Raw genomic sequence first — 26,646 nt, 5'->3', positions numbered from 1 at the left:
GCATCTTTATTAAGGAGTTGTGGTTGTCACAGTAACGCCGTGCGCGGTAAAGGTAGGCAGTGTGGTTGGGTTGAGGTTGGTATCTGTATAACTAACGGTACAGACAACAGTCTGCCCCACAGTAACTGTTGTTGCACTGGTCTCCATACCCGCTGGCAGAGTTCCGCCTTCTAACAAACCGCCAACATCGGTGCATGATGCTACAGCCACTGGTGCAGTACTGGTCTGAAGGCCCGCGTTAGCAGCAATGCTGTTCGCGTAATTGAGCGCTGATGCACTACCCAGTGCTCCGGCAACCCCTTGCAAGGTAGCTTGGCGAGCCGAGGTTGATAAATCCACAAAACGCGGCAATGCAGTAGCCGCCAAAATCCCGAGAATAACGATTACAGCGATTAACTCGATTAATGTAAAACCAGATTGTTGTTTCATAAAACACTCCACGACAGTAAAAAGACAAGTTAACAAAAGCGTTGATAAATAAAAGCATAGACCATTTGCAACTACATCCTTGCTGCCCTAAACCCGGAGTGGATGCAGGCACAAAACCCAATAATATTGTGTTCAAATATAGCCAATAAGCTCGATAAATCCAGTTATAAAACTAATTATCAATAGAAATTTTGGATGTATCACCAACCGTAAATATCATCCTTCCCTCTATAGGGTAATAATCAAAGAAGGCTTTGCCACTGGCCAACTGAAAGCGGCAAACCCTATCGCCAACAGTGAGCTGGTATTCTGCCCCGCTATCCGGCTGCGCAGGGCGGCTAATAGGCGCCGGATTTTGCAAAAGTAAACTCCACAACTGCGCACAATCCTCCTCGGTCACACTATAGCCATTAACCACTGGGCCACTGACACCAACAGGCCAACCTTGCGCGGAAAAATAAACCACTTGATCCAAAATCCGGATTTGCTTTCGCTCTGCACTGTGACTGCTACTTAAGCCGCTGACTAAAAATTCCACACGGGCATTGGCTGCCGCGGTTACAAACCGGTGAGCCAGCATTTCCATCCGTACAATACGTGCATCCTCAGCCATAAACCAATAGCGCCCCAACGCACTTAAACTGATCAGTGCGATCACTATGGCAACAACAAACCACTCAAATCGTCCATTATTATAGGTTCGTATCAAGGGAGCCTCATTTTTGGATGCTGTACATATCCCACATGGGCAAGAAAATTCCCAGCGCCAGCACCGTAACAAACCCTGCCATGATGACAATCATAATAGGTTCAATACGATCGCTGAGTTGTTTCACATCGTATTCCACTTCACTTTCATAGAACGCAGCAACCTCTGCCAGGAGCGCATCAACCTGGCCACTTTCTTCACCGACTGAAATCATTTGCAAGACCAAGGGGGTAAACATGCCGCTGACCAAATGGGTTTGAAATAACCCTTCACCGCGCTCCACGCCCGCACGAATGCCGCGGATTTTATCGCCCAGGTAAGGGTTATCCACCGCGCGTGCACTTAGTTCCAATGCGTTGGATAAAGGTAAACCCGCATTTAACATTAAACCAAATGAGCGGGCATAGCGCGCCAGTGATGCGCGCTCGATAATATCTCCAATCACTATCAAGCGTAATTTTTTACGCCCCCATACCCGGCTACCATCGGGTGTTCTCACATAGTGGTATACCCAGGCAACTACCGCTGCAATAATCACCAATAAATGAAGCCAATAATCGACAAAAAAATCAGAAATTCCAATTAGGATACGTGTTGGTAAAGGCAGCTCCGCGCCGAACGTAGAAAATAATTTCGCAAAGGCAGGAATCACTTTTACATTAATCACTACTATGGCGATACTAATAGCGATCAATACAAAAGAAGGATAACGCAACGCCGTTTTAATGCTTTTGATGGTGGCAAGGTCGCGTTCCATGTATTCGCTGAGCTGCTTAAACACCAAATCCAAACGACCGGAATTTTCCCCAACACTGACCAGGCTGACAAATAAATTATCAAAAATTTTAGGGTGCGCACGCATAGCGGTGGATAATTCAACACCAGCCTCCAACCGTTCAACCACATCATTTAATGCCTGCTGAAATGTGTAGTTACGCAGTGACGCCGACAAACCTCGCAACCCTTTTACCAATGGAATACCGGCACGGGTAATGGTGTGCATTTGACGGCAGAACATAATCAGCTCCACCTTATCCACTCGCCCGCGATTGGTTGCCCGCGCAAAGCGCTCGGAAAAACTCAGCTGCTCAACAAACAGGTTTATATCGACCGGTGTAATACCGCGCCCCAATAATTGATTGACGGCAGCATCCGGACTGGAGGCATCCAACTGACCGGTAATCAGGCGCCCTTCTGTATTGCGCCCTTTAAATTCATACATGGCCATAGTAGCAAGCTCTCATATGGATAATGTCCGCCGCATTAGATTTCATTGACCTGGGCTGAAATAGACATGACTTCATCCAGCGTTGTTAGCCCGTCAATGGCATAGGCTAATGCCGCTTCACTCAAGGTTATAAAATCCGGCACGTCATTGGCTGCGCGCGTAAAGGCATTAATATCATTTACGCGCAACGCTTCCGCCATGGTCTGGTTTAATTCAAGAATTTCAAATACACCAATACGACCGCGATAGCCGGTGTTATGACAACGGGGACAACCCGTGCCCTTTTTAAACACCACATTGCTGTAATCGCGCCCCTTGCCAATCACAGCCAACAACTGGTGCTCGTTAGCATCGGGCGAGTGAGGTTGAATACAGCTGGTGCAAATACGCCGCACCAAGCGCTGTGCCACTATGGCTTTCAATGCGGTTGCTACTAAATAACCATCGACACCAATATCCAGTAAACGCATGGCAGAGGTGATTGCATCGTTGGTATGCAGTGTAGACAGCACCATATGACCGGTCATGGAGGCACGCAGTGCAATTTCTGCTGATTCTGCATCGCGAATCTCGCCGACCAATAAAATATCCGGGTCTTGACGCAAGGTCGCGCGCAATACGCTCGCAAAAGTCAGTCCGATTTTTTCATGCAGTTGTACCTGACTAATACGCGGGAGCCGGTATTCCACCGGGTCTTCCACGGTGATGATTTTTTTCTCCGGTTTATTTAATTCGGCCAACGCGCCGTAAAGTGTTGTGGTTTTACCGCTACCGGTTGGCCCGGTAACCAATACCAAACCATGGGGGCGCGTAATGGCTTTGCGAAAACGATCAATTAAATGTGGCGGCATGCCCACAGTGTCCAAGGACCTCACCCCATCAGTTTGATCAAGCAACCGCATAACCACTGACTCGCCGAATTGCACTGGCATGGTGGAGATACGCACATCGATATTGTGGTGTTTTACTTTTAAGTTGAAACGGCCATCCTGTGGCAAGCGTTTTTCTGAAATATCCATACCCGACATCAGTTTCAAGCGCACCACCAACGCAGAAGCGATACGCTTTTCATTCATCACCTGCTCCAATAAGACGCCATCGATACGCGTGCGAATACGCAATACTTTTTCATCGGGTTCAATATGAATATCTGATGCTTTGGTATTAATGGCCTCTTCAAATATTTTTTGCAGCAGTTTTACTACGGGGGCTTCGCTGTCGGTTGCATCTACTGCAAAATCAGCCAAATCCAGGGCCGATTCTTGTAGCTCTTCATCCAGTTCACCGGCCAGGGTGGCAATTTCACTGGCGCGGGTGTAAGCGATATCGAGAATATCCAATAGCTCGGATTCACGTACCACCGCAGGTTTGATATTTTTTTGCAACAGGCGCTGCAATTCATCCAGACAAAAAATATCTGTTGGGTCAGCCATGCCCAACAATAAACCATCAACATCCTCGCGCAATAACATTACCCGGTAGCGACGCGCACTCGTCTCTGGCAAACGCTGCACCAAGCTGCGATCAAAACGAAATTGTTTTAACTCGACAAATGGAATATGCAACTGTGCAGACAAGAGATTAAGTAGTGCATTTTCTTCTACATAACCCAACTCCACCAGGGTTGCCCCCAGCTTTCTGCCCGTGAGCTTTTGCTCCTGCAGTGCATGTTGTAACTGGGTTTCGGAAATCATATTCTTTTCGACCAACAAGTCGCCGATACGAATACGTTTTTGCGAAGCGAGATTCATCATAATTAGCTAATCCATTTCACTGCTGTAACACCTGCAAACGCTGCTCAATATACTGGCGCACTTGCGGTTGTAAATCAGAATATTGGTTGACTCGCTGATATGCCTGCATGGCCAATTGCGATTGATTAAGTGCATCCTGTGCCAATGCAAACCCCAGCCAATAGGCAGGCTTCTCACCAAACACACTGAGCAAGCGTCGATAATGACTCGCCGCTTCCTGATTCATACCGGTGCGTTGGTATAAGCCTGCAAGCAACGCGCGATACTGCTCATGACTTTCAGCCTCCGGCAAAGCAGACTCCAACATACTAATGGCCTCCGCATCATGCCCGGTCAGTAAAGCGATTTTTGCAGCGTAGTAAGTTTTCTCCACTGCCGGTAAAAAACCGGCTTGTTGCAATGCTTGTTGTGCGGCAACAGCATTTTCTTGTTCACACAAAATATCCAATAATAATGTGGTTGACTCGTAAGGATTGGCGTGACTGGTTACAAATGCTTGTAACTGCGCCACGCTCTGCGCTGCTTGTCCCGCCTGAAACATTTCACGCATGCGGATCGCGAATTGGCGATCCTGCCACGCCGGACTTGGTGCTATGAATAAGGATGGATCGCCCACACCACCACTCACTTCACCACTCACCTCACCATTTATGGGCTCATTATCAACCACTTCGTTTGTATCACTATTTTCACGCTGATTGATGGCAGTATTGCTAAACGGATCTTGAATACTCACAGAAGCGGTTTGTTCCGGGATCGCTGTATTGGGGTTTACAGGTTCAACCTCAGGCTCGACAACAGTGTATTCGGTAGCTGTATTTTGTTGTGCACTGACAACTGCATCCCCAAGCTTGGTTACGGCAGACTCCAATGCAGCTAAACGCTCATCCAAAGCTGGCGATAGCGTTACCACTGCATCAGGCGTTGGTATTTCCTGAACAATTTCAGGCAATAAAGGCGCAGGTTCGGCAGTAGATGAAACCGGTTTTTCCGGTAAAAAATATTGCACGCCTACAATGCCAACCAACACCACGACAAACACTAGAATACTCGGCAACAAACGGCGTGGCAGTGGTTTGGCAGCGCTTGACTGGGCAAATAATTCCCGCTGTTCCCGACTGCGAAAAAAATCGGCATCTTTGTCCGCATTCTTTTCAGCATCAGTCTGTTCAATCTGTTGTGGGCGCGACAAATCCTGCGATAGATCACGCAACATATCGTTCAATAAACTCATGCCATACCACCCAGTAAACCCGGTACTATTGCAATAGCTGTGGCGGCACCGGCAGCCAGGATCGGCCACAACCAGTAGTCACGTCGCGCTAACCAGCGCCCATAGCGACGGCTTTCTGCAGTATCCATAATGGCGCGCACCATGTGCTGGCGATTTACACGCTCTGCCCCCTGTCCATAGGCTGCCAACATCGCTTTGTGTGCAATAACATTGATCAAACGCGGTACACCACCGGATGCTTTGTATAGCAAGGCGATAGCACTGGCAGAAAATAGCGATGCACGACTATAACCTGCTGACGCAAGGCGATAAGCCAAATAGTCAGGCAAACTTTTTTTGGGAATAGTTTGCAAATATTCAGAAAACACAATGCGCTGTTTTAGTTGGCGCAAATCCGGGCGATCCAACAACTCATCCAATTCCGGTTGCCCAAACAGCACCACTTGCAGCAGCTTGCTTTTTTCCGTTTCAAGATTAGTCAGCAGGCGCAAGGCTTCAATAGTTTCGCGTGGCATTGCCTGGGCTTCATCCACCACCAGCACCACTTGGCGCTTTTGTTGCGCCAGTTCGACCAGGCGCAAGTTAATCTCTTTGAGTAATTGATAAGAGGGAATGTCCGGTGAATAGGCGATGCCGATTTCCTCTGCCAAAAACCATTTCAATTCATCCGGTGTGAGATAAGGATTAGGAATATAGGCGGTGATAAAAGTATCGCCCAAACTGGCTAACAATTTACGGCTCAGTAAGGTTTTACCTGTACCCACCTCTCCTACAATTTTAATAAACCCTTCGCTGTGGCGAAGTGCAAGCAGCAATGTGCTTAACACCTCGCGGTGGCTTTGGTTATTAAAATAAAATTGGGTGTCCGGTGTGAGCGAGAACGGATGCTCGCGTAACCCAAAATGTTGACGGTACATGGAAAACCTCGTCGCCCAGCAACCCAGCCCAGTGAGAATTGTTGATTAATGGCTACTGCCACTCACTTGTTTACTACTGTTTGCGGTAGGTATCGCCCATCGCACGCATGGAATTTTGCGCTTCTGTTAGCTGTTCATCCCAGGTTTTATCGTCCACCACAATGGGGCGCAACAGGATGACCAACTCGGTTTTGCTTCTGGATTTGTTTTTCGTTTTAAACAAGGTATTCACGAGGGGAATATCACCCAATAACGGGCGCTTGCCATCCACATTATTGGACGACTCCGTCATTAATCCACCCAATACAATCACTTGCCCATTGGCGGCTTTTACAATGCTGTCAGACTCACGCACACCGCGCAGCGCCAGTGGCAGCGCAAATTCCTCACTGCCGACGGTGAAAATTTTCTGCTGATCCTGCACTTCACTCACTACCGGGTGAATGTGCAAAATGACTTCACCACGCTCTGAAATTTGCGGCGTTACATCCAGGGAAATACCACTGAAAAAGGATGACAATTCAATATTGGGGGTAGAGGTTGTAGTGGCCGCGTTAGAGGTTTGGTTACTGGAAATACCTGTCACAAAATATTCATCGGAACCGACACGAATCATAGCTTTTTGATTATTCACGGTGGATACACGCGGGCTGGACAGCACTTGCACTGTACCTTGGGTTTCCAAAAGCGATAGCACCTTGGTTATATCATTAACGCGAATAATGGATGAAAATAAATTATCCGGCCCTATTTCATAGCTCTCGCTATCAACACGAGTACCACCCAGAGAATTATAATTTTCATCCAGTGTTAAGGTCTGCTGGCTATTGATCGTTTTAGTACCTGTACCACTCGCGTAGGCATAACCCATCTGCCCGCTAATCGCCCCCCAATTCACACCGGCTTCAAAACCTTCATTCAAGCGCACTTCAATAATTTTTGCTTCCAAAATAACCTGGCGCTTTACGCTCAGCTCGGAACGCTCCAGAAAATTGCGCACCGCACTTAATTCATGCGGCATAGCCGTTACTACCACCATACCGGCTTGAGGTGTCACCATCACTTTGCGATCTTCTGTTTCGCCACCAATAATAGAGGTGACGGTTTTTTCCAGAGACGCCCAGAAATCGGTGCGATTCAAAGTTTGTACACGCGAGCCGGGGGCAAGCCCCGATGAGGTGCGATTATTTTGTCGCTGTTGCGCGCTCTCGATCATTCCCAATAAATTGGCAGTATCGCCTGCGTTAGCGGAATTGCCGCCTGAGTTATTGGTGTTGTTATTGTTAGATGATTGCGAACGACCAAGCAACACACTGGTATCTGATACGCCTACGCGTTGCACATCCAGATAATTAATTTGGAATACTTCCGTGCGCAGCGCATTGGCATAAATGGTGTAAATGCCGCGATCATGGCGATACTCATAACCGTAGATATCACGCGTAACGCGGAGCACATCGTCTACCGTCACATTTTTCAGATCCAGCGTCACACTACCGGTCACTTGCGGATGCACAACAACATTCACGCCAGTGCCGTTGACCAACCCCAGGAAAAAATCCTTGGCGGGTACATTGCGCACAGAGACATCAAAACGGTCGTATGCCCCCTTGCTGGCAGGGGCGCTGAGCGATTGATTATTGAGCAGTGCCTTATTCACTTCGGCGGGCACGCTGCTGGTTTGATTGTCACGCGCTGCTTGCTGGCTGGCCGTTTGATCGAGCACATCTTCACCGAGCAAACGTTTGTCGGCATTTTTATGGGTGTTACACGCGGATAACAATATCGCTAGCGACAACAACGAGCATTGGAATAAACGTTTATTCATTTCAGGGTGGGTGAACATTGTCACTGCCTCAGATATTTTTAAATCGATTAGTGTCTTTTAACCACACTGGGCGACAATCGCAGTGCCCAGGTTTTTGTGCCTTGCTGTAACACAACTGTTTGGGGCGAAATACGATTGACCAGAACACCGCCCGAACCGGGAATAGTTTGCCCTTCACGCAGGGTAATGCCATTGATCACCGCATGTTTGCGCTGGGCGCTGATCAACACCGAGTTGAGGGTGTAATTGGTATTGGCCACCACTGCACGCGCAGTGGTATAACCGAGTGGTTGGGTTGGATCGCGCACAGGTTTATCAGCCTTAGCGACTGAATTATCCGGTGCAGTGTCGGCAGGTGTCTGCGCTAAGGACACAGACGCAACCATGCTCATTGCCATTATCACTGCTGTACAAAACCCTTGATTAAACACCCAGCAATCCCTCCTCTGAACTCAGGGTAAAGACCTGAATATCGATTTCAGCATTGGGATATTTTTTCACGGTGTAATTCAACGATTCCCAATAAAATTTCCATTGCAGTGATTCAATATCCTGCAAAAGTTTTACCAATTCCGCATAAGTGCCCGACACGCGAATCAATACACTGTGCTTGTAAACACCGGTTCCACTCGCGCTTGTGTCTGACGCCGAATTAGCCGACGTATTAGGATTAGGCAGCGGGGATCCCAACTGCAATTCACTGGCAGGAAACGTACGCACTTGCAAGAGCTGAACACTTGTGGTGCGCGCCAACACATCTTGCAGCACATTGGGTAACAGCTCCGCACTAATCAACCCTTGGGACAAACCGGCGAGCTGTGTTTCCACCTGGGCAACGCTCGCTTGCAAATCGTTAATATTTTTGCGCTTGGCGATAGCAGGGTCGCTCGCCATCTGCAGTGTCAGCGTTGCAATTTTTGAATCCAGTGTTTGCTGTTCGGTGGTTAACTGCGCCTGCTCAGCTTCCAGTGCTTTGGTAGTTTGGTCTATACGGGATTGCAGTAGTAGTTGCCAGAATAAAAAAATAACCGCGAGCACTGTGAAAAAAATCAGGACTCGCTCACGCAAAACGCGGCTATCGATTTGCTCCATAAGATTCTGCAACGCAACGGGCATTACTCTTGTCCTCCCGCGGTAGAAGTTGCGGCCTTTTCATTGGCTTCCAGTAATTGTTGCACTGCCGTTTTTGCAACAACAGGTGCATTGCGCGGGTTATTTTTTGCCAGCGAAAATTCAAACACGCCTGACGCATCGGGTTTTATTTGCAGCACGCCAAAAGCGGATTGCGCGAATACCGCTTGTGTACGCAACTGTTGAATATAAAGAGGCACCTGATCTGCAGCGCTGGTCTGACCAGCAAACTCCATGTAGCTACCACCTTGCTGTAATGAAAAGGCTTGCAAACTGATGGTCTCCAACGATTGATTACCCAAGGCTTGTAAATGACCGGAGTAACCGGTGTTATTGCCTAATTTTTTATTAGCGATAATGCTCAGGATTTGTTCGCGGCGCCCCAGGTCTTGCTGTAATTGCACAATCTGTCCATCCAGGTCGGCTAAATTACTTTGTGGCCGCTGTTGCTCCAATTCGCTCAATTGCGCTTTACGCTGTTCAAGCTGTTGGCGGTTATTTTCCAGTGCCAACGCGCGCTCATTATTCGCATTGAAGGTAATACCACTGAACACCAGCAATAGGCCGATAAACGCTACAATGCCCCACAGCATATGTATGCTGCGCAGTGGTTCGCGGTTGGGTTGGAATTCCGGAAGGTATAAATTGATTTGCTGCATATTAGCCCTGCCCTACTTGATCCTGACGCAAGGCCGCGCCAATAGCCTGTAAACACAGTGCGAGATGATGCTCGGCAATCGCCTCGGCGATTTGTATCCCATTGGCCAGATCCAGCACTTGAATTGAAACGGCCATTGCATTTTGAATCGCCGGCGTGAGTTTGTCGGGAGTGATATTTTCACCACACAAATAGATGTGGCTGGGCGGAACCTGACGCATTTGCCGCTCAAAATAATCCAGCGATCGCTGCAGCTCTAATACCAAGGCTTCTGCGGGTAAATCATCCAATAAACCGGCATTGTAGGAGAGTGAGAATTGACGCGATAAGTACAAATTGCCATCGCGAATAATTTGTAAATTGCCCCCCCCCTGATGCAGTTTTACCAAGGCAATGCCGCGCTTGGTATCGCAGCAGGCTTCGGCCAGATTGCGCAGCACCAATTCGGGGATGTCAATATTCTTCAAATGCAGATCTGCCGTTGTGGCATAGCTGACTTGTTGTTCAATGGTTTTGCGCTGGGCGACAACAGCGTAGGCCATACGGCTGCTACCGCGTGCGCTATCCTCCGGCAGCAGGAAACCGTCCACAATCGCTTCGGAAATGGGGAATTGCACCAAATCTTTAACACGCCAGCGCAATGCCTCTGCCAACTCTTCGGCGGGCACCTTGGGCGCTTCCCCTAAAATAAGCTGATAGCTACCGGCACTCATCACGATATTGGCTGGCGTTGTTTGTACGCCGAGCTTGAATAAACGCGCGCGCAGCTGTTCAGCCAAATCAATACCAGTCGAAGAGGGAATAAATTCGCAGTGGAGTAACAGTGGCTGCTGGGAGGCATGACGTTGAATATGCGCGAAGGCAACCCCCTCGGGGCAAAACTCGACGCCAATCGTTTGATTGGTACGCGCAGGGCCAGGCAAGAGCCTGTTTATTTTTTCAACAATTGACTTCAAATCGGAGTTCTCGATGCCAGATTTTTAACCACTATAGATGATTTATAGCGCTAGATAACTGAAGCTAAAAAGTCCTTTTGAAACCACACAATTCAGGTAGAAAAGCGGAAAATACCCTGGCAGCTAATAACTCATGTTTATAATTAGCGCCAGAAACATAACGTTTAACAAAGAACATAGACTATAAAGGTAGAAAACGCCAAATGCTTCACATAGTTCTATTTGAACCGGAGATTCCACCCAACACCGGCAACATTATTCGCCTGGCAGCCAACACTGGCTGCCAGTTGCATTTAATTGAACCACTGGGTTTTAAGTTGGACGAAAAAAGCGTGACCCGCGCCGGTATGGACTACGCAGAAACCCAGGATTTACGCCTCCATAAAAGCTGGGAGGATTTTCTGGCCAGCGAAACCCCAGCGCGGATTTTTGCCTTGAGCACCAAAGGCACTCACTGCCACAGCGATGCCCATTTCCAATCCGGTGATTATTTATTGTTCGGCCCTGAATCACGGGGTTTACCCGCTGCGATTCGTGAGTCCCTGCCCGCTGATCATGTCTTGCGCATTCCCATGGCCGCTAATAGTAGAAGCATGAACTTATCCAATGCGGTTGCCGTAATGGTTTATGAAGCCTGGCGTCAGTTGGGGTATGCTGGCGCGCTGTAATCGTCGTTAATTGTGAATCAGACAAAGCGAGGCATTGATGAGCAACATCCAGATTTTTATTGGCAGCGTGTATGGCGGCGCCGAAGAAGTGGCTGAATTGGTGGGCGAAGAACTGCGCGCATTGGGGCATGAAGTCACCCTGAATACCTATGCGCGCGCTGAGGATCTGGCACGCGACCCGAACGAGATTATCCTGCTGTGTCATTCCAATACCGGCTCCGGGGAATTGCCCGATAATATCCTGCCGCTCTATTTGCATTTAACCCGCGATTACCCCCGCATCAGCGGCCGCCGTTTTGGTGTTATCAATTTGGCGGATAGTTGCTACACCACCTTTAACGAAGCCGGTGTTATGTTGGCCGCTGCGTTTGAAGACCTGGGCGCACAGCGTATTGGCGAACCACTGGTACTGGATGCCAGCAGTGGCGACGACGCAGCAACCGAAGCGCGCAACTGGGTAAAACACTGGGCAACACTGCTGTAATGACTATTTGTTTTTGATTAAAGATCCCCTTATGAGCACTAGCAACATCATCGGCCTGTTCTACGGCAGTTCCACGTGTTATACCGAAATGGCGGGCGAAAAAATCTGTAAGGCGCTGCACCAACATCAGGGCGAAGCCTGCGTGGATTTTTTTAATATCGCCGACACCCCCATTATTCAAACCCAATTTTACGACTACCTGATTTTTGGTATTCCCACCTGGGATTACGGCGAACTGCAAGAACATTGGGAAGAAATTTGGGACGAGTTGGACGAGTTGGATTTCAGCGGTAAAAAAATCGCCATTTATGGCTTGGGCGATCAAGTCGGCTACCCCGAATGGTTTTTGGATGCCATGGGTTATTTGCACAGCAAACTGGTGCATCGCGGTGCAATTCCCTGCGGTTACTGGCCGCGTGCCGGTTATGAATTTGAAGCCTCCAAAGCACTCACACCCGACGGCAATTATTTTGTCGGCCTGGCGCTGGATGAAGAAAACGAATTTAACCTGAGTGAACAGCGTATCCAGCAGTGGTGCGAACAAGTGCTGCGCGAGTTTGGCCTGTGACCGACACCATCCATCACGCCCAACTGGAATGGGATGAAGAAGGCCAACCACTGTCGAGTGCGTTTGGCGATGTGTACTTCTCCCGCGCCAATGGCCTGGAAGAAACACGCCATGTATTTCTGCAACACAATCAACTGACCGAACGCTGGCAAGCCTTATCGGCAGGCGATCACTTCACCATTGCCGAAACCGGTTTTGGTTCCGGGTTAAATTTTTTAGCGGCGTGGGACCTGTGGATGCGCAGTGCACCCACTACAGCACAATTGCATTTTGTAACGGTGGAAAAATTCCCCCTCGCCAAAGCCGATTTACAGCGCGCATTAAGTTTGTGGCCAGAGTTAGCTGAATTGTCCACACAGTTGACAGCCGCCTATCCGGTATTTGTTGGCACTGGCATTCATCGCCTGCGCTTTATGGATGGGCGCATCACACTCACGCTTATCATTAACGATGCGGCACTGGGCTTTCAGCAATTACTCGCCACCAGTCACCCACTGTTTGCCGATTGCTGTGCAAAAGTAGATGCCTGGTTTCTGGATGGTTTTGCTCCTTCTAAAAACCCACAGATGTGGAGCGATGAATTATTCACGGCCATAGGGCAATTGAGTAAACCCGGTACAACGGCAGCAACCTTCAGTGCAGCCGGTATTGTTAAACAGGGGCTAAAACTCGCCGGATTTACCCTTCAAAAAGTACCTGGCTTTGGGCGCAAACGGGAAATGGTTAAGGCCATACAAAATGAACCTTTTGTGCTGCCGGTATCCGATTTGGCTTTGGCGCGCAGCTATTCGCCCTTCCCGGTGCCCTGGACAATTGCCGAACAACACACCCCGCTGGCGGGCGCAAAACAAGCACTGATTATTGGCGGCGGTTTGGCGGGTTGTACCAGTGCCAGAGCCTTGGCAGAGCGCGGCTGGCAGGTAACGCTGATCGAGCGCCACGCACAACTGGCGCAAGAGGCATCGGGCAACCCGCAGGGCGTGCTCTATGCCAAGCTATCGCCAAAACAAGAAGCGCAGGCCGAATTTAATTTAAGTGCGCTGCAATTTGCATTGGGGTTTTACCAATCGCGCTGGGCACAGATAGGTGCGCAATGCGGCGTATTGCAATTGGCTCACAGTGAATCTGAACGGCAATTGCAGCAGCAACTCCACAACCGCTTTGCGCAGGCATCGCCCTTGGTGGAGTTTGTCTCCGCCGCGCAGGCCAGTGCGCTTGCCGGTGTGTCGCTGCAACATGGCGGTTTGTATTTTCCCCAAGCGGGATGGATTAATCCGCGCCGCTTGTGCGAGAGCTTGGTGGATCACCCTGCCATTCACATCATCAACCAGTGTGATGCGGTGGATCTGACCTGTGATGACCAGCAATGGCAAGTGCGCAATACCAGTGGCGATGTGATTGCCCAAGCACCAGTTGCCATCATCGCCAACGCGCGCGACGCCAAGCAATTTACCTACACCAGCGCATTACCTATTAACGCCATTCGCGGGCAAATCACCTACTTGCCCGCCACGGCTACCAGCCAGCCGCTAGCCAGCGTTATCTGCAGCGAGGGTTACATTGCCCCAGCGGAACAGGGCGTGCATTGCACCGGTGCAACGTTTAATTTAAAAGATGGTGAGCGCGGCTTGCGCACAACCGATCATCAAACCAATCTGGATAATCTGCGTGAGCCGTTGGCCAGTATCTACACTGACTGGCAGGCATTAGCGCTGGATAAGCTCGGCGGCCGGGTTGCCTTTCGCTGCACCCTTCCGGATTATTTACCGCTCGTTGGCCCGGTGGCTCATGAGCAGGCAATGCGGGAGCGATTTGCGCCGCTGCGGAAAAATGCCCGCGCTCCGGTACATTTGCCCGGCTGCTATCACGCCGGTTTGTACATCAATATCGGCCACGGCTCACGCGGTCTGGCCTATACCCCACTCTGCGCCGAACTGCTCGCCGCACAGATTAATAACGAAATCCTGCCGCTGCCACGCAACCTTGCTAATGCCCTGAACCCTGCGCGATTTTTGATTCGCAATCTGGTGAAAAATAAACCTTAGTCAAAACCTGTCTATACTCTTCAGCATTACATTCAGAGAGGTAACACCATGCTAACTAACCGCCCCTATGTTATGGCCGATGAAGTGGATTTTCTGCACAACTACTATGAGCGTTTGGTGGTGCAAGAGGTGCATGATCAAAGTGAACGGGTACAGCAAGGTGACAGGGATTTTCTTGCAGACGTCTCCTGCGTGGCATTAAACCGCTTGCCACCGCGCTATATTCGTCACGATGTGGACATGACGTTTTTTATGTCGCCGCAGGATATGGTGGAAATTGCCAACAAGGTTTCCCAAGCGGTGACGGATGCACTGCAATATGTGGAAAGCCGCGAGCGTGGTGAAGAGGTACGTTTGCCACCCGTGGAAGTCTCCTTGATTTCCACCCGTGGCGATAAGGGCGGGAAAGCGGCCAAATCGACCAAAGAGAAACCTGCCACCGCACCCGCCAAAACAAAAACGCCGAAGAAAAAGACCTGATCGCCGCTACCGATCGCTTTATGCAGGTTGGGAAGGCGCCCCAGGCTTTTCCAACCTAGAGGCTATCAATTTTTGGCGGTATTTCTGAAATGATCTGCGAACCGCTGCCACAGGCAATCACTGTGCGCATTGCCTCTTGCACTCCCACATGGGGCAGCATCTCCACACATTCGGCAGAGAGGTGATACACAAATCCTGATGTAGGAATGGGCGCAGTGGGTACATAAACGGTGAAATCGCCATTGGCATGTTTGGCTGTCACTATCGCCGTGACCGATACACCTGCCGCGCGTCCCATGAGGTAGGCACGACACACTTCACCTTTCAGCAACGAGGTATTGCCCTCGCCCCCCAATAATTGCGATACCACTTCACGAATGGTTTTGTAACCCGGCGCCAGCCGCGTTAGCCATGCATCCAACTGATCATGCACCCACTCGCCGACGCTGGTTTTGATAAATAAACCGATCAGGAAAAACGAACACAACAACAGCAATACGCCCACTATATCGGCCATATACTCAGTGAATGCCGTTTGTGCCACCAACCAATGGCTCAGCGGTTGAATAATGGAACGCACCGCCCCCAGCAACCACTCAACCAGCCATAAAAAAATCGCTATTGGCAAAATGACCATAAACCCGCCAATCAGGGTAATACTGACAAACGAACGCAAACGCTTCATGATTGGAGCCTTTCTACTATCTGACGATGGATTAACCGAGTGAACCCGTTTATTGCCGCGCTATTGTGCACCAGCTTGCTGTGCATAGCGAACCTTCTACCCGCCACCGCCAATGCAGCACCGCCGATTGCTTTTGACATCGTCGCGGAGCGCACGCACAAACCCACACTCTTTACCCAGGGGCTGCTGGTTGATGGCGATCATTTTTATGAGAGCAGCGGCTTGTATGGAAAATCCCTGTTGGTGACCTATCCCATCGCCGAGCCGGAGAGCACCTGGGCCAAGATTTCCGCACCTTTTACCCGCAAACTCGCGCTGCCCGCCGAGTTTTTTGCCGAAGGGCTAACACTGCTGAACGGCAAACTCTACCTGCTCACTTGGCAAGAGCAAACGCTACTGGTGTACAACAAAGACAACTTTGCGCTGGAGCAAAAACTGGCTTACGAAGGCGAAGGCTGGGGCTTGGCAACCGACGGCAAGTGGCTGATTCGCAGCGATGGCAGTGACCAGCTGTTTTTCCACCAGGCCGCCGACTTTGCCTTGATGCACCAGTTGCAGGTGACTGATGGCAAGCGCCCGGTGAGACAGCTCAATGAACTTGAATTTGCCCAAGGATTTATCTGGGCCAATATCTGGTACGAGGATCGCATTGTCAAAATTGACCCCAAGAACGGCAAGGTCTTGGGGAGCTGAACCTTAAAGCCTTGAAACAACAACTGAAGCTCACCAGTAGTGAACAGGTACTCAACGGCATCGCGTGGGATGAACAACGCCAAGGCTTTTGGGTAACAGGCAAACTCTGGCCAAAAATGTTTTTAATCCGCATCGCCGCAGACTGATCTTCGCCTCCACCTCCCTGATCTGACCCACAGCGCCCGCAGCCAACACTGCGGGCGCTGTCGTTTTCGCCCCTATCAAATGTCGCCCTCGTTTACAAAAATTTGACTTTTCGCACATTATTTTCTACATTTGGTAAATAATATACCAAATAAGGTAAATTAATAAACCGAAGCCCTATCAACCACCGAGGTAACGACCATGAAGTACACCAAGTTCTCTCCCCTGATGATCAGCCTGCTCCTTGCCGCTTGCGGCGGCGGTAGTGGTGGCAGCAGCGATTCGCCTGCCGTTGGTAACAACGGCAGCAGTAGCAGTATTACCGGCAATAGCAGCAGCGCCGCTGCCGCCAAAACCACAGTCACCCAAGGCATGGTGACGGGCTTTGGCAGTGTGATTGTCAATGGCGTCCACTACGATGTGGATGACGCTGACATCAATGTGGATGGCAAAGCCCTGGTGGAGTCGGATCTGAAAGTAGGCCAGATTGTGCGCATCACCGGCAGGCTCAACGCCGATGGCAAAACCGGCAAAGCGATGAAGCTGGAAGGCGAGTCCCAATTGGTGGGGCCGATTACGAGTATCGACCTGACAAGCGGCACGCTGGTGGCACTGGGCCAAACCATCCAGCTCACGGCTGATACCTTTTATGACGATGGCCTGACGGCGGCCCAGTTGAAGGTGGGCGACATTATTGAAGTGAGCAGCTACACCAACAGCGATGGCCTGTTAGTAGCAACCCGCATTGACTGGGAAGATGACGACGATGCCTTCCAATTGTCCGGTGAGATCAGCGCGCTGGATACCACTGCCAAAACCTTCCTGCTCAATGGCACAGTGGTGAATTACAGCAATGCCAGCCTCTCTGCCCTGCGCGGCGCCACTCTGGAAAACGGTTTGAAATTGCGTGTAGTCGGCGATTTTGATGGCACCACATTCTTTGCTCGCGGCAACCTGCACGCCAGCCACCTCGGCTTTAAACACCACGACGACTTTGACGATGACCAGGAAATCACCCTGAGCGGCACAGTGGCCAACCTTGTTCCCGGCGTGAGTTTCACCATTAATGGCACCACCGTATTGATCACCAACCGCACCGAATTTGACGATGGTGTTGCCGCGAATCTGGTCGATGGCATCCAAGTCGAAGTAGAGGGTCAACTGGACGCTAACCAGAATCTGGTCGCCGAGGAAATTGAACTGAAATACCGCGCCAAAATCAGCAACAAAGGCCTGCTGGAATCCGTTGACCTGACAACCAACACCCTTGTGGTGAATGGCATGACCTTTGAAGTGAACGAGGACACCAGTTTTAACGATCGCAGCAGTGCCAAAGTACGCTTCTTTGATCTGGCCGACCTGGCCACTGGTGATACCCTGCATGTGCGCGGTTATAAAATTGCCGCAACGGCAACAACAGCGGAGCGCAATATCGCCAGCCGCGTTGAGCGCCATAACCCACATGCCTTTGGCAACAATGACTGGAAACTGGAATTTGAAGGTGTGGTGGAAGCTGTCGGTGTGGATTCCATTACGGTTGAAGGCCAAGTCATTCAACTGACTTCACAAACTCGCATCGAAGGTTTTACCACACTGGAATTGTTCCTGGCCGCCGCACTGGGCCTGGATGTTGAAGTCAAAGCCATCACCCAAAATGGCGTCACTACCGCGTTAAAAGTTGAACTGGACGATGATCGTTATGATGACGATAGCGATGACGACCAGGACGATGACGGTCGCGACGACTAAGGGCTACACCTTCCCTCTGTGTTCGTGCCTGCGGCACAGAGGGTTTTTTATGGCTATTTCTGGTAGATTTCGCAGCCCTATTACCATCGATTGCTACTGAAAATATTATGACTACACCTAAAGACACAGCCTTATCCGCCTGTCGGCAACTCATGGAGCCGATCATCGGGATACTGCTGCGCAACGGTGTAACTCACAAAGACCTCGCATTAATTTGCAAACAGCTTTATGTGCAAGTCGCCACCGACGAATTTGGTATTCGCGGGCGCGACACCAACCTCTCCCGCGTTGCTATGCTCACGGGTATTGATCGCAAAGAAGTCGCACGCATCAAAGAAGCCATGCACAGCAATGAGCAAAGTGAACAGAGCCAACAGCATCAGGATCGCCTGACGCGTCTGTTGTCGGCCTGGCATCAGGACCCGGATTTTTGTACGCCGGATCATCAACCCAAACCACTGGATATCGATGGCGAACAGCAGAGCTTTGCCCTGTTGGTACGCCGTTATGGTGGTGATTTTCCTGCCAGTGCGCTGCTCAAAGAATTAAAACGAGTGGGTGTGGTCGAACCCCTGGCTGATGACAAGGTCATCGCCACCAAACGTTATTTTGTGCCGGCGCAATCAGATCCGGCAGCACTGCTCCGCGCAGGCAGCGTGTTACAGGATATTGGCAACACCTTGCATCACAACATTTATAAAGCCAACAGCGAAAAACTCCCGGCAAGGGCAACATCCTCACAGCGCGCGCAACACGCACTGCGCTTTGAGCGGCGCGCCAGCAATAGCCGTATGCCGTTGGATACCGCACTGGCGTTCCAACAGTTTGTCGAACAGCAAGGCCAGACCTTTTTGGAGCAGGTTGATGCCTGGCTCAGCGAACATGAACAGAGTGACCTGCCACCAGAAACGCCCCATTGGCGACTGGGTGTGGGCACCTACTTATTCAGTAATCTCATCGAACCCGAAACGCCAGCAGAAGGCGATCATAGCGATGGTGGAGAGCAGTAAATGACCCGATTATCACTTCCCTTTTTGGCCGCCATCACCATGGCATTGCTGTCAGGTTGCGGTGGCTCTGGCGGTGCGCAAACCGCCGGTATTGATGGCAGCGGCGCGCCGGTGGCAAGCACTAACAGCAATGGCGCCATCAACGGTTTTGGCAGTGTGATTGTCAACGGCGTGAAATATGAATCGGACAAGGCACAGATATTGATCAATGGCCAATTAGCTACCGAAGATGACCTGCGGGTCGGCTATCAGGTCAGTGTCAGCGGCACCATTACCGACGGCAAAACCACAGCCGAGAAAATTGAATTTGTGCCCACGCTGGTCGGTGAAATCACCGCCATAGAGCCGAACAATAAATTGCTGGTCGTACTGGGTAAAACCGTTCACATCACCAACGACACCCTGTTTGATGCCGCGATCAAACCCGCATCGCTTGCTGGCCTCACAGTGGGGCAGCGCATTTTGGTGAGCGGTGCCGTGGCGGCCGATGGCAGCATCAGCGCAACCCGTATTGAGCTGTCCAGCAGCGAAACACTGCAACTCACCGGGCTTGTGGCTAACTTGACCGGCAACAGTTTTAACCTGGGCGACACCAACGTTGTGTACAGCGGCGCCCAGCTCATTAATCTGGATGGCAATCGTTTTACCAACGGCGCGCGCGTTACCGCTATCGGGGTGATGGGCAACAACCAATTGCAAGCAACACTGGTCATCGGCCTGAATAAAACCCTGCCGCGCAATCTGGACAAGGCGGACATAGAAGGTTTTGTGACTCGCTATGCCTCAGCCACTGATTTCGATGTGGCCGGTATTAGCGCCACCACCACCAACCAAACACGCCTTGAAAATGGTTCGCTCAGCGATTTGCGCTTGGGCGCCACAGTAGAAATTGAAGGCAGCGTGAATGCCAATGGTGTTTTGGTCGCCAGCAAACTGGAATTTGAGCAGGTGAGTAACAACAAAATCAGCGGCACCGTCACCGGGATTAATCTCGTCACTACGACGGGTATTATCAGCGGCACCCTGGAGGTGGATGGCGTTGTCATAACCACCACCACACAAACGCGCTATGAAGATAAAAAGCTCGACTTGAAACGCTTTAACCTCAGCAGTTTACTGCAGGGAGATCAGGTAGAAGTGACTGGCTACTCCACCGCCACGGGCTTTGTCGCTACCAAAATTGAACGTGAAGAAGCCGATGATAATGACGATAACACCCGCGAATTTGAAGGTGTCATCAGTGCGGTAGGGCCAGATTATTTTATGCTGTTTGGCCGCAAAATTTTCACCACGCCAGAAACCATTATCACTCGTGGCGACGACAACCTGCTGTCACTCACCGCCTTTTACTTGATTGCGCTGAATCAACAAATTGAAGTTCGCGGCTATCAACTCAATGGCGAATTTTATGCGACGGAAATCGAACTGGATGATGAGGATCAGGATGACGATGACTAACGCAGTATCAGCGCGCTTTTAGCATCTCTGCCAAACCTGCACCCACCATGGCGGCGCCGCCTTGTGCCCATCCACCATCCACGGGGATAACGGCGCCGCTGATGTAACTGGCAAAATCAGACGCGAGAAACAAACAGGCATTGGCAATATCGTCAGTGCTGCCCATGCGCTGCAGAGGAACAGATTTCACCACAGCAGCGCGAATTTTTTCATTCGGTGCCAAGCGCTTCATACCTTCCGTATTATCAATCGGGCCGGGAATAATAGAGTTAATGCGAACGCCCTCTGCACCCCACTCCAAACACAGGGTGCGAGTAATCATATCCACCCCGGCCTTAGCGGCGCACACATGGCTTTGGCCCGCCATGGGAATGTCTGCCTGGGGCGCAGAAATATTAATAATGGATGCTCCCGGTTTTTGCAGGTGCGGGTAAATGGCCTGCATCACATGGAAGGTGCCGAGCAGGTCGATTTCAATCACCGAGCGAAAACCATTGGGCGACATACCCATCGCCAATGCAGGGAAATTTCCCGCTGCACCTGAAACCACAACATCCAACTTACCCCAATCAGCGGCGATGGCATCAATACCGGTTTTGATTGCCTCTGCTTCGCGCACATCCGCCGCAAAACCCCGAGCACTTGCGGCGCCGCACTCCGTTAATGATTGAACCGTAGCATCCACTTTTTCCTGGGAGCGGCTGATGACCGCAACGCGTGCACCCGCCCTGGCAAAGGTTTCTGCAATACCGCGATTAATGCCGCTGGTGCCACCGACAACAAGGACATTTTTATGTTTGAAATTAAAGGGCGTACTCATAATATTTTTCCAATCCAATGTGTTGTTGCCTGAATTAACACCATAACCAGAATCAAAAACGCGACGAGAATTAAAAACGAGAAAAATCCGGTGCACGCTTTTCAAAAAAAGCGGTGACTGATTCTTTACACTCGTCCGAGGCCAATCCCTCAGCAAAACCGGCATATTCCGCCTTGAGCGATGCCTCCACCGCCGACAAGGTACTCGCACGCAATAATGCTTTACTGCGCTGTACCGCCCCCGGTGGCTGCTGTGCGAGGCGTGCAATTTTGGCGCGAGCGTATTCCGTCAGTTCATCCCAGGGAACCGCTTTAGTAGCAATACCCATGGTTTCGGCATCCACACCACTAAAGGGTTCACCCAGCAGCAATAATTCCGCCGCTTTTTGTTGCCCGACCAAACGCGGAACGAGATAGCTGCTGGCGTATTCAGGGCACAGCCCCAAATTCACAAAGGGCATTTGCAGGCGCGCATCCTCGGCGACATACACCAAATCACAATGCAGCAACATAGTCGTACCAATCCCCACCGCATGGCCGCGCACCACCGCAACCACCGGTTTTTTACAGTGACGCAGGGCGTCGATAAAACGTACCACCGGGTGATTGGGGTGAATGTTTGGTTCATTCATAAAATCCATCAAGTCATTGCCAGCGGTAAAAAACTCATCGCTGCCGGTCAGCACAATCACACGCACCTGCGCGTCGCTATCGCCCTGGGTGATCAGCTCTGCCAACGCGCTATACATCGCCAGGGTCAACGCATTCTTGCGCTCGGGGCGATTGAAGCTAAGGGTCAAAATACGCTGGTCAAGCTGGGCAACAATCTGTGGGCTGGGGCTCTGGGGGAAGGGGCTGGTTGTCATTATCAAATCCTGTAAGGGCAAGTTCAGCCTTGATGCCACATTCAAGGCAAGGTCAGGTAGGAGTATAGCCAAGCAGACCGCCCCTGCCCGCCCAAGGCATAAAAGATGGCAAGCGCCAGCACTGGCGGGTACAATTCCCGCCCTTAATTCTCCAGCCTCTAGCGATTTCCCTGACTCTATGAATATCCGCGAATTACTGAACCAAAAAGTCCTCAATGCCATGGCCGCCGTGGGTGTACCCGCTGACCTGCCCGCTCTGATTGCCCCCGGTAAAAAAGCCGGTTTTGGCGATTACCAAGCCAACTGCGCCATGGGCGCTGCTAAAGCCATGGGCACCAACCCACGCGAGTTGGCCGCTAAAATTGTCGCCGCATTGGATCTGGCCGGCATCGCTGAAAAAGTAGAAATCGCCGGCCCCGGTTTTATCAATATCGACCTCAAGCCCGAATGGTTGGGTGAGCAAATCGCCAAAGCGCAGAGCGATGCGCGCCTGCAGGTTGAGCAAGTTTCCAACCCGCAAAATGTGGTGATCGACTACTCTGGCCCAAACCTCGCCAAAGAAATGCATGTCGGCCATTTGCGCTCCACCATTATTGGTGACTCCCTCGCTCGCCTGCTGGAATTTCAAGGTCACAATGTTATTCGCCAAAACCACGTGGGCGACTGGGGCACACAATTCGGTATGTTGATTGCCGAATTGGAAGAACAATTGGGAGCCAAAGGCGACGAAGCTATGGCACTCAAAGATTTGGAAGTGTTTTACCAGCAAGCCAAAAAACATTTTGATGGCGACGAAGCCTTTGCCAATAAAGCGCGCGAATATGTTGTGCGCTTGCAATCCGGCGATGCACAAATGTTAAAACTCTGGGAACAATTTAAAACCATTTCCCTGCATCACAGCACTGAAATTTACCAACAGCTCAACGTCACGCTCAAAGACACTGATGTGCGCGGCGAAAGTTTTTACAACAACGATCTCGCGCCCGTTGTAAAAGAACTGCAAGACCAAGGCCTCGCCGTAGAAAGCGACGGCGCGCAAGTCGTATTCCTGCAAGAACTCGCCGACAAAGAAGGCAATCCATCGCCAATGATTATCCAAAAGCAAGGCGGCGGATTTTTGTATGCCACTACCGACTTGGCTGCACTGCGTTATCGCGTGAACACATTAAAAGCCAATCGCATTATGTATTTTATTGATGCGCGCCAATCGCTGCATATGCAACAAGTGTTTACCCTTTCACGCAAAGCAAAATTTGTCGATGAATCCGTAAGCCTTGAGCATTTGGCGTTCGGCACCATGATGGGCAGCGATGGAAAACCCTTCAAAACCCGCACCGGTGGCACCGTTAAACTCGCCGAGTTATTAACCGAAGCCGTTGAACGCGCAGGCGCATTGGTAAGTGAAAAAAATCCCGATTTGTCTGCTGATGAAATCGCGGAAATTTCACGCAAGGTAGGCATCGGCTCAGTGAAATACGCTGACCTGTGTAAAACCCGCACGAACGATTACATATTCAGCTGGGAATCCATGCTCAGCTTTGAAGGCAACACTGCGCCTTACCTGCAATACGCTTACACCCGCGTGCAAAGTATTTTCCGCAAAGCCGGAGTGGCTCCTGAATCACTCACTAATGCGATTATTATTGGCACAGAGCAGGAAAAAACGCTGGCGATTAAGTTGCTGCAATTTAGCGAAGTATTGGATCAAGTCGCCCGCGAAGCCATGCCGCATTTGCTGTGTACTTATTTGTATGAAATCGCCAGCCTCTACATGACCTTCTACGAAGCTTGCCCGATTCTGAAAGATGGCATAGAACCTGACGTGCGCGATAGCCGTTTGCGCTTGTGTCATTTGGTGGCGAAAACGATTGAACAGGGGTTGGAATTATTGGGGATTGAGGTGATGGAGAGGATGTAACACCATCAAACTTGCTGTGTCGTCACACTTTCTTTATAAATGGCGGCGCAGCAAATATAAAAAGCTCGGCAACGTTCGGTCAAATTTACCTAAATCCATAATAATGAACCCGTATTTACGGAGGTAAAAATGAAGCTACTCTGTATTATCCTTACAATTACATTGCTGGTTCTTGGCGCGCATTACAGTGTGCTTTATTTGGATAATAAAACCCTGCAACAACAGCTAGCGCAGCAACAAGCAGATTTTGATACTCGCTTGCAGGAAGAGCGTGAGACTTATCAGAAAAAAATTGATAGCTTGCAGGAGTTCATTGCCTTTGGGCAAAATACATTGCAACCCACCAAACAAACTACCCTGACTGCAAATCCTGTTGTTAGATCCTCCAAGCTGGATGAGTTTGCCAGTATCCAGCAAGAAAACCTCACGCGTACGCTGGAAAAAAAATATGCATTGCTTATGTCGCGATTGGGGTTATCCGGCCAGGCGCGCAACCAACTGCAGGAGTTACTACTGCAGCGCGAGCAGATTCTGGGAGCAACCAGTATTGGTTATTATTCGTCACAAGCCGATACCGAAGCCGCTATTCGTAAACAGCAGGAAAGTCTGGCAGAGATTGACCGTCAAATTGCCCAATTGCTTGACTCACCCGAAGATAGAAAAACCTATGAGCTACTCAAGGACTCAGCGTACGAACAATATCAAATGAACGATTTTTTTGATCGGGCACAGGGTGGCTCAGCCATTCCGACGGAGAAGCGCGAGCTGTTATTACTGAGCAAGCTGGAACAAAAACAGGAGTTCACCCACTATTTGGAAATGACCGGCCAACGCATTAACGCAGCACCGGCTGAAGAAAAACCCTTTTTGATCGAAAAGGCACGAGAAGCACTGCACGACTACAAAGACAATTATCTAAACACCGCGCGCACAACATTGGATGAAGCGCAATACAATGCATTACGCGAGTACGAACAACAGCATTTTGAAGATATGTGGGAAAGCTTAAAAGCTGGCTGGGGTGAAAATTAATACCAATGAAAGAGTTAATGTTCAATATCCATGATTTGGTATTAGCACTCTTTGCCGGGGAATGCTTTCTGATTGCATTAATTCTGATGTGGGGGCTCGCTCACAAGCACCTGAGACAACGGCTGCTAATGGTGCTTGCGCTGCTCAATGGCATGATCGCCACCAATGTATTAATCCAGTATGGCGCAGGCTTGCGCACAAAAGCATTTGATTTCTCACCAGACCTGTTCTTTTTATTTGCCTTTGCCAGCTTCTTACAAGGCCCGGTGTTATTTTGGTACACCCTATCGCTTCTTAAACCAAGCTTCGAGTTGGGTAAAAAAGCCATGTGGCATTTGATTCCAACCCTACTGACACCACCTTACCTTTACTTTCTTTACTACCGTCATTCCACTGAACTTAAACGCAAACTGGCATTGGACTTTGAAATGCTCGCGCCTTTTCCGGGCAACTTTAATTGGTTCATCACCCTGCAAAAGTTTATTACCCTTGGCTACGGCTTTTACTGTGTCTATTTATTGAGCAGAAAAACCCGTTCAGCACAACACCCGACACGCAGTGCGCAAAAGGCTGATATGCAATGGCTGAAGTTGTTGCTAGGCAGTTTCCTGTTTGTATGGATATGGTCACTGGTTATTCATTTATCCGGTTTTACGCGTTTTTACACTTATACCTTTGGCGATACCATGGGCATTATTACCAATTACCTTGCCTGCGGTTTGCTCAATGGCCTATTGGTTTACAAGCTGCTGCACACCAATACTTCACACACGCCTTACACTACCGATTCAGCAGAGGAGCCAGCACGCGATCCCCTGCGGCCCGACTATATTGAAAAAGTGATCAAGGCGATGGATGAAGACAAGCTTTTTCTGAATTCGCGTCTCACCCTGGAAGACTTCTCAACACGGATTGGCGTTCCCAGTCGTCAGGTATCCGCGATTATTAACCGTCACCTGAATCAAAATTTTCATGAGTTTGTTAACAAGCACCGTGTTGACGAAGCTAAACGTATCCTCGGTGATCTGACTAACCAACAACAAAATGTTATGGAGATTGCAACCACGGTTGGCTTTAACAGCAAACCGGCATTTAACCGGTTCTTCAAGAAGTTCACCGGCCTTACCCCCTCTGAATACCGCGACCAAACCACCAGAAGCCTCAGTTAAGCGCGAGCATTCCA

At 50.2% G+C, this 26,646-nt stretch carries 25 protein-coding genes and 1 pseudogene; 12 read left to right on the top strand and 14 right to left on the bottom strand.

The genetic code is table 11. The annotated features are described in order from the left end of the window. Positions 1-9: 9 nt before the first annotated feature. From B0D95_RS21035 to B0D95_RS02510, 11 genes are all read right to left on the bottom strand, one after another. The gene (locus B0D95_RS21035) at positions 10-429 is read right to left on the bottom strand and encodes a type II secretion system protein (RefSeq protein WP_078042427.1); all 420 of its coding nucleotides are present in this window, start codon (positions 427-429) and stop codon (positions 10-12) included. A 172-nt stretch (positions 430-601) separates the two neighbouring features. After that, the gene (locus tag B0D95_RS02555; protein WP_078042426.1) at positions 602-1,138 is read right to left on the bottom strand and encodes a hypothetical protein; all 537 of its coding nucleotides are present in this window, start codon (positions 1,136-1,138) and stop codon (positions 602-604) included. 7 nt (positions 1,139-1,145) lie between these two features. Then, positions 1,146-2,366 (bottom strand): type II secretion system F family protein, encoded by a 1,221-nt coding sequence (locus tag B0D95_RS02550; protein WP_078042425.1) that lies wholly within the window; start codon positions 2,364-2,366, stop codon positions 1,146-1,148. Positions 2,367-2,401: 35 nt separating this feature from the next. Further along, positions 2,402-4,120 (bottom strand): GspE/PulE family protein, encoded by a 1,719-nt coding sequence (locus B0D95_RS02545; RefSeq protein WP_078042424.1) that lies wholly within the window; start codon positions 4,118-4,120, stop codon positions 2,402-2,404. Between the two features lie 16 nt (positions 4,121-4,136). Next, on the bottom strand, positions 4,137-5,354 hold the full coding sequence (locus B0D95_RS02540) for a lipopolysaccharide assembly protein LapB (RefSeq protein ID WP_078042423.1): 1,218 nt from the start codon (positions 5,352-5,354) through the stop codon (positions 4,137-4,139). Then, the gene (locus B0D95_RS02535) at positions 5,351-6,271 is read right to left on the bottom strand and encodes an ExeA family protein (protein ID WP_078042422.1); all 921 of its coding nucleotides are present in this window, start codon (positions 6,269-6,271) and stop codon (positions 5,351-5,353) included. Before B0D95_RS02535 ends, B0D95_RS02540 begins: the two co-directional genes overlap by 4 nt. 73 nt (positions 6,272-6,344) lie before the next feature. Then, positions 6,345-8,117 (bottom strand): pilus (MSHA type) biogenesis protein MshL, encoded by a 1,773-nt coding sequence (gene mshL / locus B0D95_RS02530; RefSeq protein WP_078042421.1) that lies wholly within the window; start codon positions 8,115-8,117, stop codon positions 6,345-6,347. A gap of 29 nt (positions 8,118-8,146) precedes the next feature. Then, positions 8,147-8,497 carry a hypothetical protein gene (locus B0D95_RS02525; protein ID WP_149867853.1) on the bottom strand — a complete coding sequence of 117 codons (351 nt, stop codon included), beginning with the start codon at positions 8,495-8,497 and terminating at the stop codon, positions 8,147-8,149. A 25-nt stretch (positions 8,498-8,522) separates the two neighbouring features. Further along, on the bottom strand, positions 8,523-9,215 hold the full coding sequence (locus B0D95_RS02520) for an MSHA biogenesis protein MshJ (protein ID WP_078042419.1): 693 nt from the start codon (positions 9,213-9,215) through the stop codon (positions 8,523-8,525). After that, positions 9,215-9,889 carry an MSHA biogenesis protein MshI gene (locus B0D95_RS02515; RefSeq protein WP_078042418.1) on the bottom strand — a complete coding sequence of 225 codons (675 nt, stop codon included), beginning with the start codon at positions 9,887-9,889 and terminating at the stop codon, positions 9,215-9,217. The genes B0D95_RS02520 and B0D95_RS02515 overlap by 1 nt, the downstream gene beginning before the upstream one ends. 1 nt (position 9,890) lies before the next feature. Then, on the bottom strand, positions 9,891-10,844 hold the full coding sequence (locus tag B0D95_RS02510) for an MSHA biogenesis protein MshI (RefSeq protein WP_078042417.1): 954 nt from the start codon (positions 10,842-10,844) through the stop codon (positions 9,891-9,893). 203 nt (positions 10,845-11,047) lie between these two features. Here B0D95_RS02510 and trmL point away from each other — a divergent pair, with 203 nt between their 5' ends. From trmL to B0D95_RS02485, 5 genes are read left to right on the top strand one after another with little or no spacing between them, the layout of a single operon-like run. Continuing rightward, complete coding sequence (trmL, locus tag B0D95_RS02505; protein WP_078042416.1) at positions 11,048-11,512, top strand: tRNA (uridine(34)/cytosine(34)/5-carboxymethylaminomethyluridine(34)-2'-O)-methyltransferase TrmL; 465 nt, start codon at positions 11,048-11,050, stop codon at positions 11,510-11,512. 37 nt (positions 11,513-11,549) lie between these two features. Continuing rightward, on the top strand, positions 11,550-11,996 hold the full coding sequence (locus B0D95_RS02500; protein WP_078042415.1) for a flavodoxin domain-containing protein: 447 nt from the start codon (positions 11,550-11,552) through the stop codon (positions 11,994-11,996). A 31-nt stretch (positions 11,997-12,027) separates the two neighbouring features. Further along, entirely contained in the window at positions 12,028-12,564 is a 537-nt protein-coding gene (gene fldB, locus B0D95_RS02495; RefSeq protein ID WP_078042414.1) for a flavodoxin FldB, read from the top strand. Continuing rightward, entirely contained in the window at positions 12,561-14,609 is a 2,049-nt protein-coding gene (gene mnmC, locus B0D95_RS02490) for a bifunctional tRNA (5-methylaminomethyl-2-thiouridine)(34)-methyltransferase MnmD/FAD-dependent 5-carboxymethylaminomethyl-2-thiouridine(34) oxidoreductase MnmC (RefSeq protein ID WP_078042413.1), read from the top strand. The genes fldB and mnmC overlap by 4 nt, the downstream gene beginning before the upstream one ends. Positions 14,610-14,657: 48 nt before the next feature. Further along, on the top strand, positions 14,658-15,089 hold the full coding sequence (locus tag B0D95_RS02485) for a late competence development ComFB family protein (RefSeq protein ID WP_078042412.1): 432 nt from the start codon (positions 14,658-14,660) through the stop codon (positions 15,087-15,089). Positions 15,090-15,144: 55 nt separating this feature from the next. Here B0D95_RS02485 and B0D95_RS02480 read toward each other — a convergent pair whose 3' ends face one another. Continuing rightward, a complete protein-coding gene (locus B0D95_RS02480; protein ID WP_078042411.1) occupies positions 15,145-15,774 on the bottom strand; it encodes a DUF502 domain-containing protein in 630 nt (209 codons plus the stop codon). A gap of 39 nt (positions 15,775-15,813) precedes the next feature. Here B0D95_RS02480 and B0D95_RS02475 point away from each other — a divergent pair. The 4 genes and pseudogenes from B0D95_RS02475 (at position 15,814) to B0D95_RS02460 (ending at position 20,828) form a co-directional block, all read left to right on the top strand. After that, positions 15,814-16,613 (top strand): annotated as a pseudogene (locus tag B0D95_RS02475) (glutaminyl-peptide cyclotransferase). Positions 16,614-16,812: 199 nt separating this feature from the next. Next, positions 16,813-18,360 (top strand): DUF5666 domain-containing protein, encoded by a 1,548-nt coding sequence (locus B0D95_RS02470; protein ID WP_078042410.1) that lies wholly within the window; start codon positions 16,813-16,815, stop codon positions 18,358-18,360. Positions 18,361-18,467: 107 nt separating this feature from the next. Then, positions 18,468-19,370 (top strand): DUF6502 family protein, encoded by a 903-nt coding sequence (locus tag B0D95_RS02465; protein WP_078042409.1) that lies wholly within the window; start codon positions 18,468-18,470, stop codon positions 19,368-19,370. Next, the gene (locus tag B0D95_RS02460; RefSeq protein WP_078042408.1) at positions 19,371-20,828 is read left to right on the top strand and encodes a DUF5666 domain-containing protein; all 1,458 of its coding nucleotides are present in this window, start codon (positions 19,371-19,373) and stop codon (positions 20,826-20,828) included. A gap of 7 nt (positions 20,829-20,835) precedes the next feature. Here the strand turns inward: B0D95_RS02460 and B0D95_RS02455 are convergent, their stop codons facing one another. Together B0D95_RS02455 and B0D95_RS02450 are read right to left on the bottom strand one after the other, a co-directional pair. Then, the gene (locus B0D95_RS02455; protein ID WP_078042407.1) at positions 20,836-21,648 is read right to left on the bottom strand and encodes an SDR family oxidoreductase; all 813 of its coding nucleotides are present in this window, start codon (positions 21,646-21,648) and stop codon (positions 20,836-20,838) included. Between the two features lie 70 nt (positions 21,649-21,718). Continuing rightward, a complete protein-coding gene (locus B0D95_RS02450) occupies positions 21,719-22,513 on the bottom strand; it encodes an enoyl-CoA hydratase (protein WP_078042406.1) in 795 nt (264 codons plus the stop codon). Between the two features lie 178 nt (positions 22,514-22,691). Between B0D95_RS02450 and argS the strand changes: the two genes are divergently transcribed. The 3 genes from argS to B0D95_RS02435 all read left to right on the top strand — a co-directional run bounded on the left by argS (position 22,692) and on the right by B0D95_RS02435 (position 26,632). Next, positions 22,692-24,431, top strand: a complete 1,740-nt coding sequence (gene argS / locus B0D95_RS02445; protein ID WP_078042405.1) for an arginine--tRNA ligase — start codon at positions 22,692-22,694, stop codon at positions 24,429-24,431. Positions 24,432-24,560: 129 nt separating this feature from the next. Next, positions 24,561-25,463 carry a hypothetical protein gene (locus B0D95_RS02440; RefSeq protein WP_078042404.1) on the top strand — a complete coding sequence of 301 codons (903 nt, stop codon included), beginning with the start codon at positions 24,561-24,563 and terminating at the stop codon, positions 25,461-25,463. Between the two features lie 17 nt (positions 25,464-25,480). Then, positions 25,481-26,632 (top strand): AraC family transcriptional regulator, encoded by a 1,152-nt coding sequence (locus tag B0D95_RS02435; RefSeq protein ID WP_168172385.1) that lies wholly within the window; start codon positions 25,481-25,483, stop codon positions 26,630-26,632. Positions 26,633-26,646: the final 14 nt, after the last annotated feature.

The sequence above is a fragment of the Cellvibrio sp. PSBB023 genome, assembly GCF_002007605.1.
Classification (GTDB): Bacteria; Pseudomonadota; Gammaproteobacteria; order Pseudomonadales; family Cellvibrionaceae; genus Cellvibrio.
This window is presented reverse-complemented; position numbering and strand designations above follow the sequence as displayed.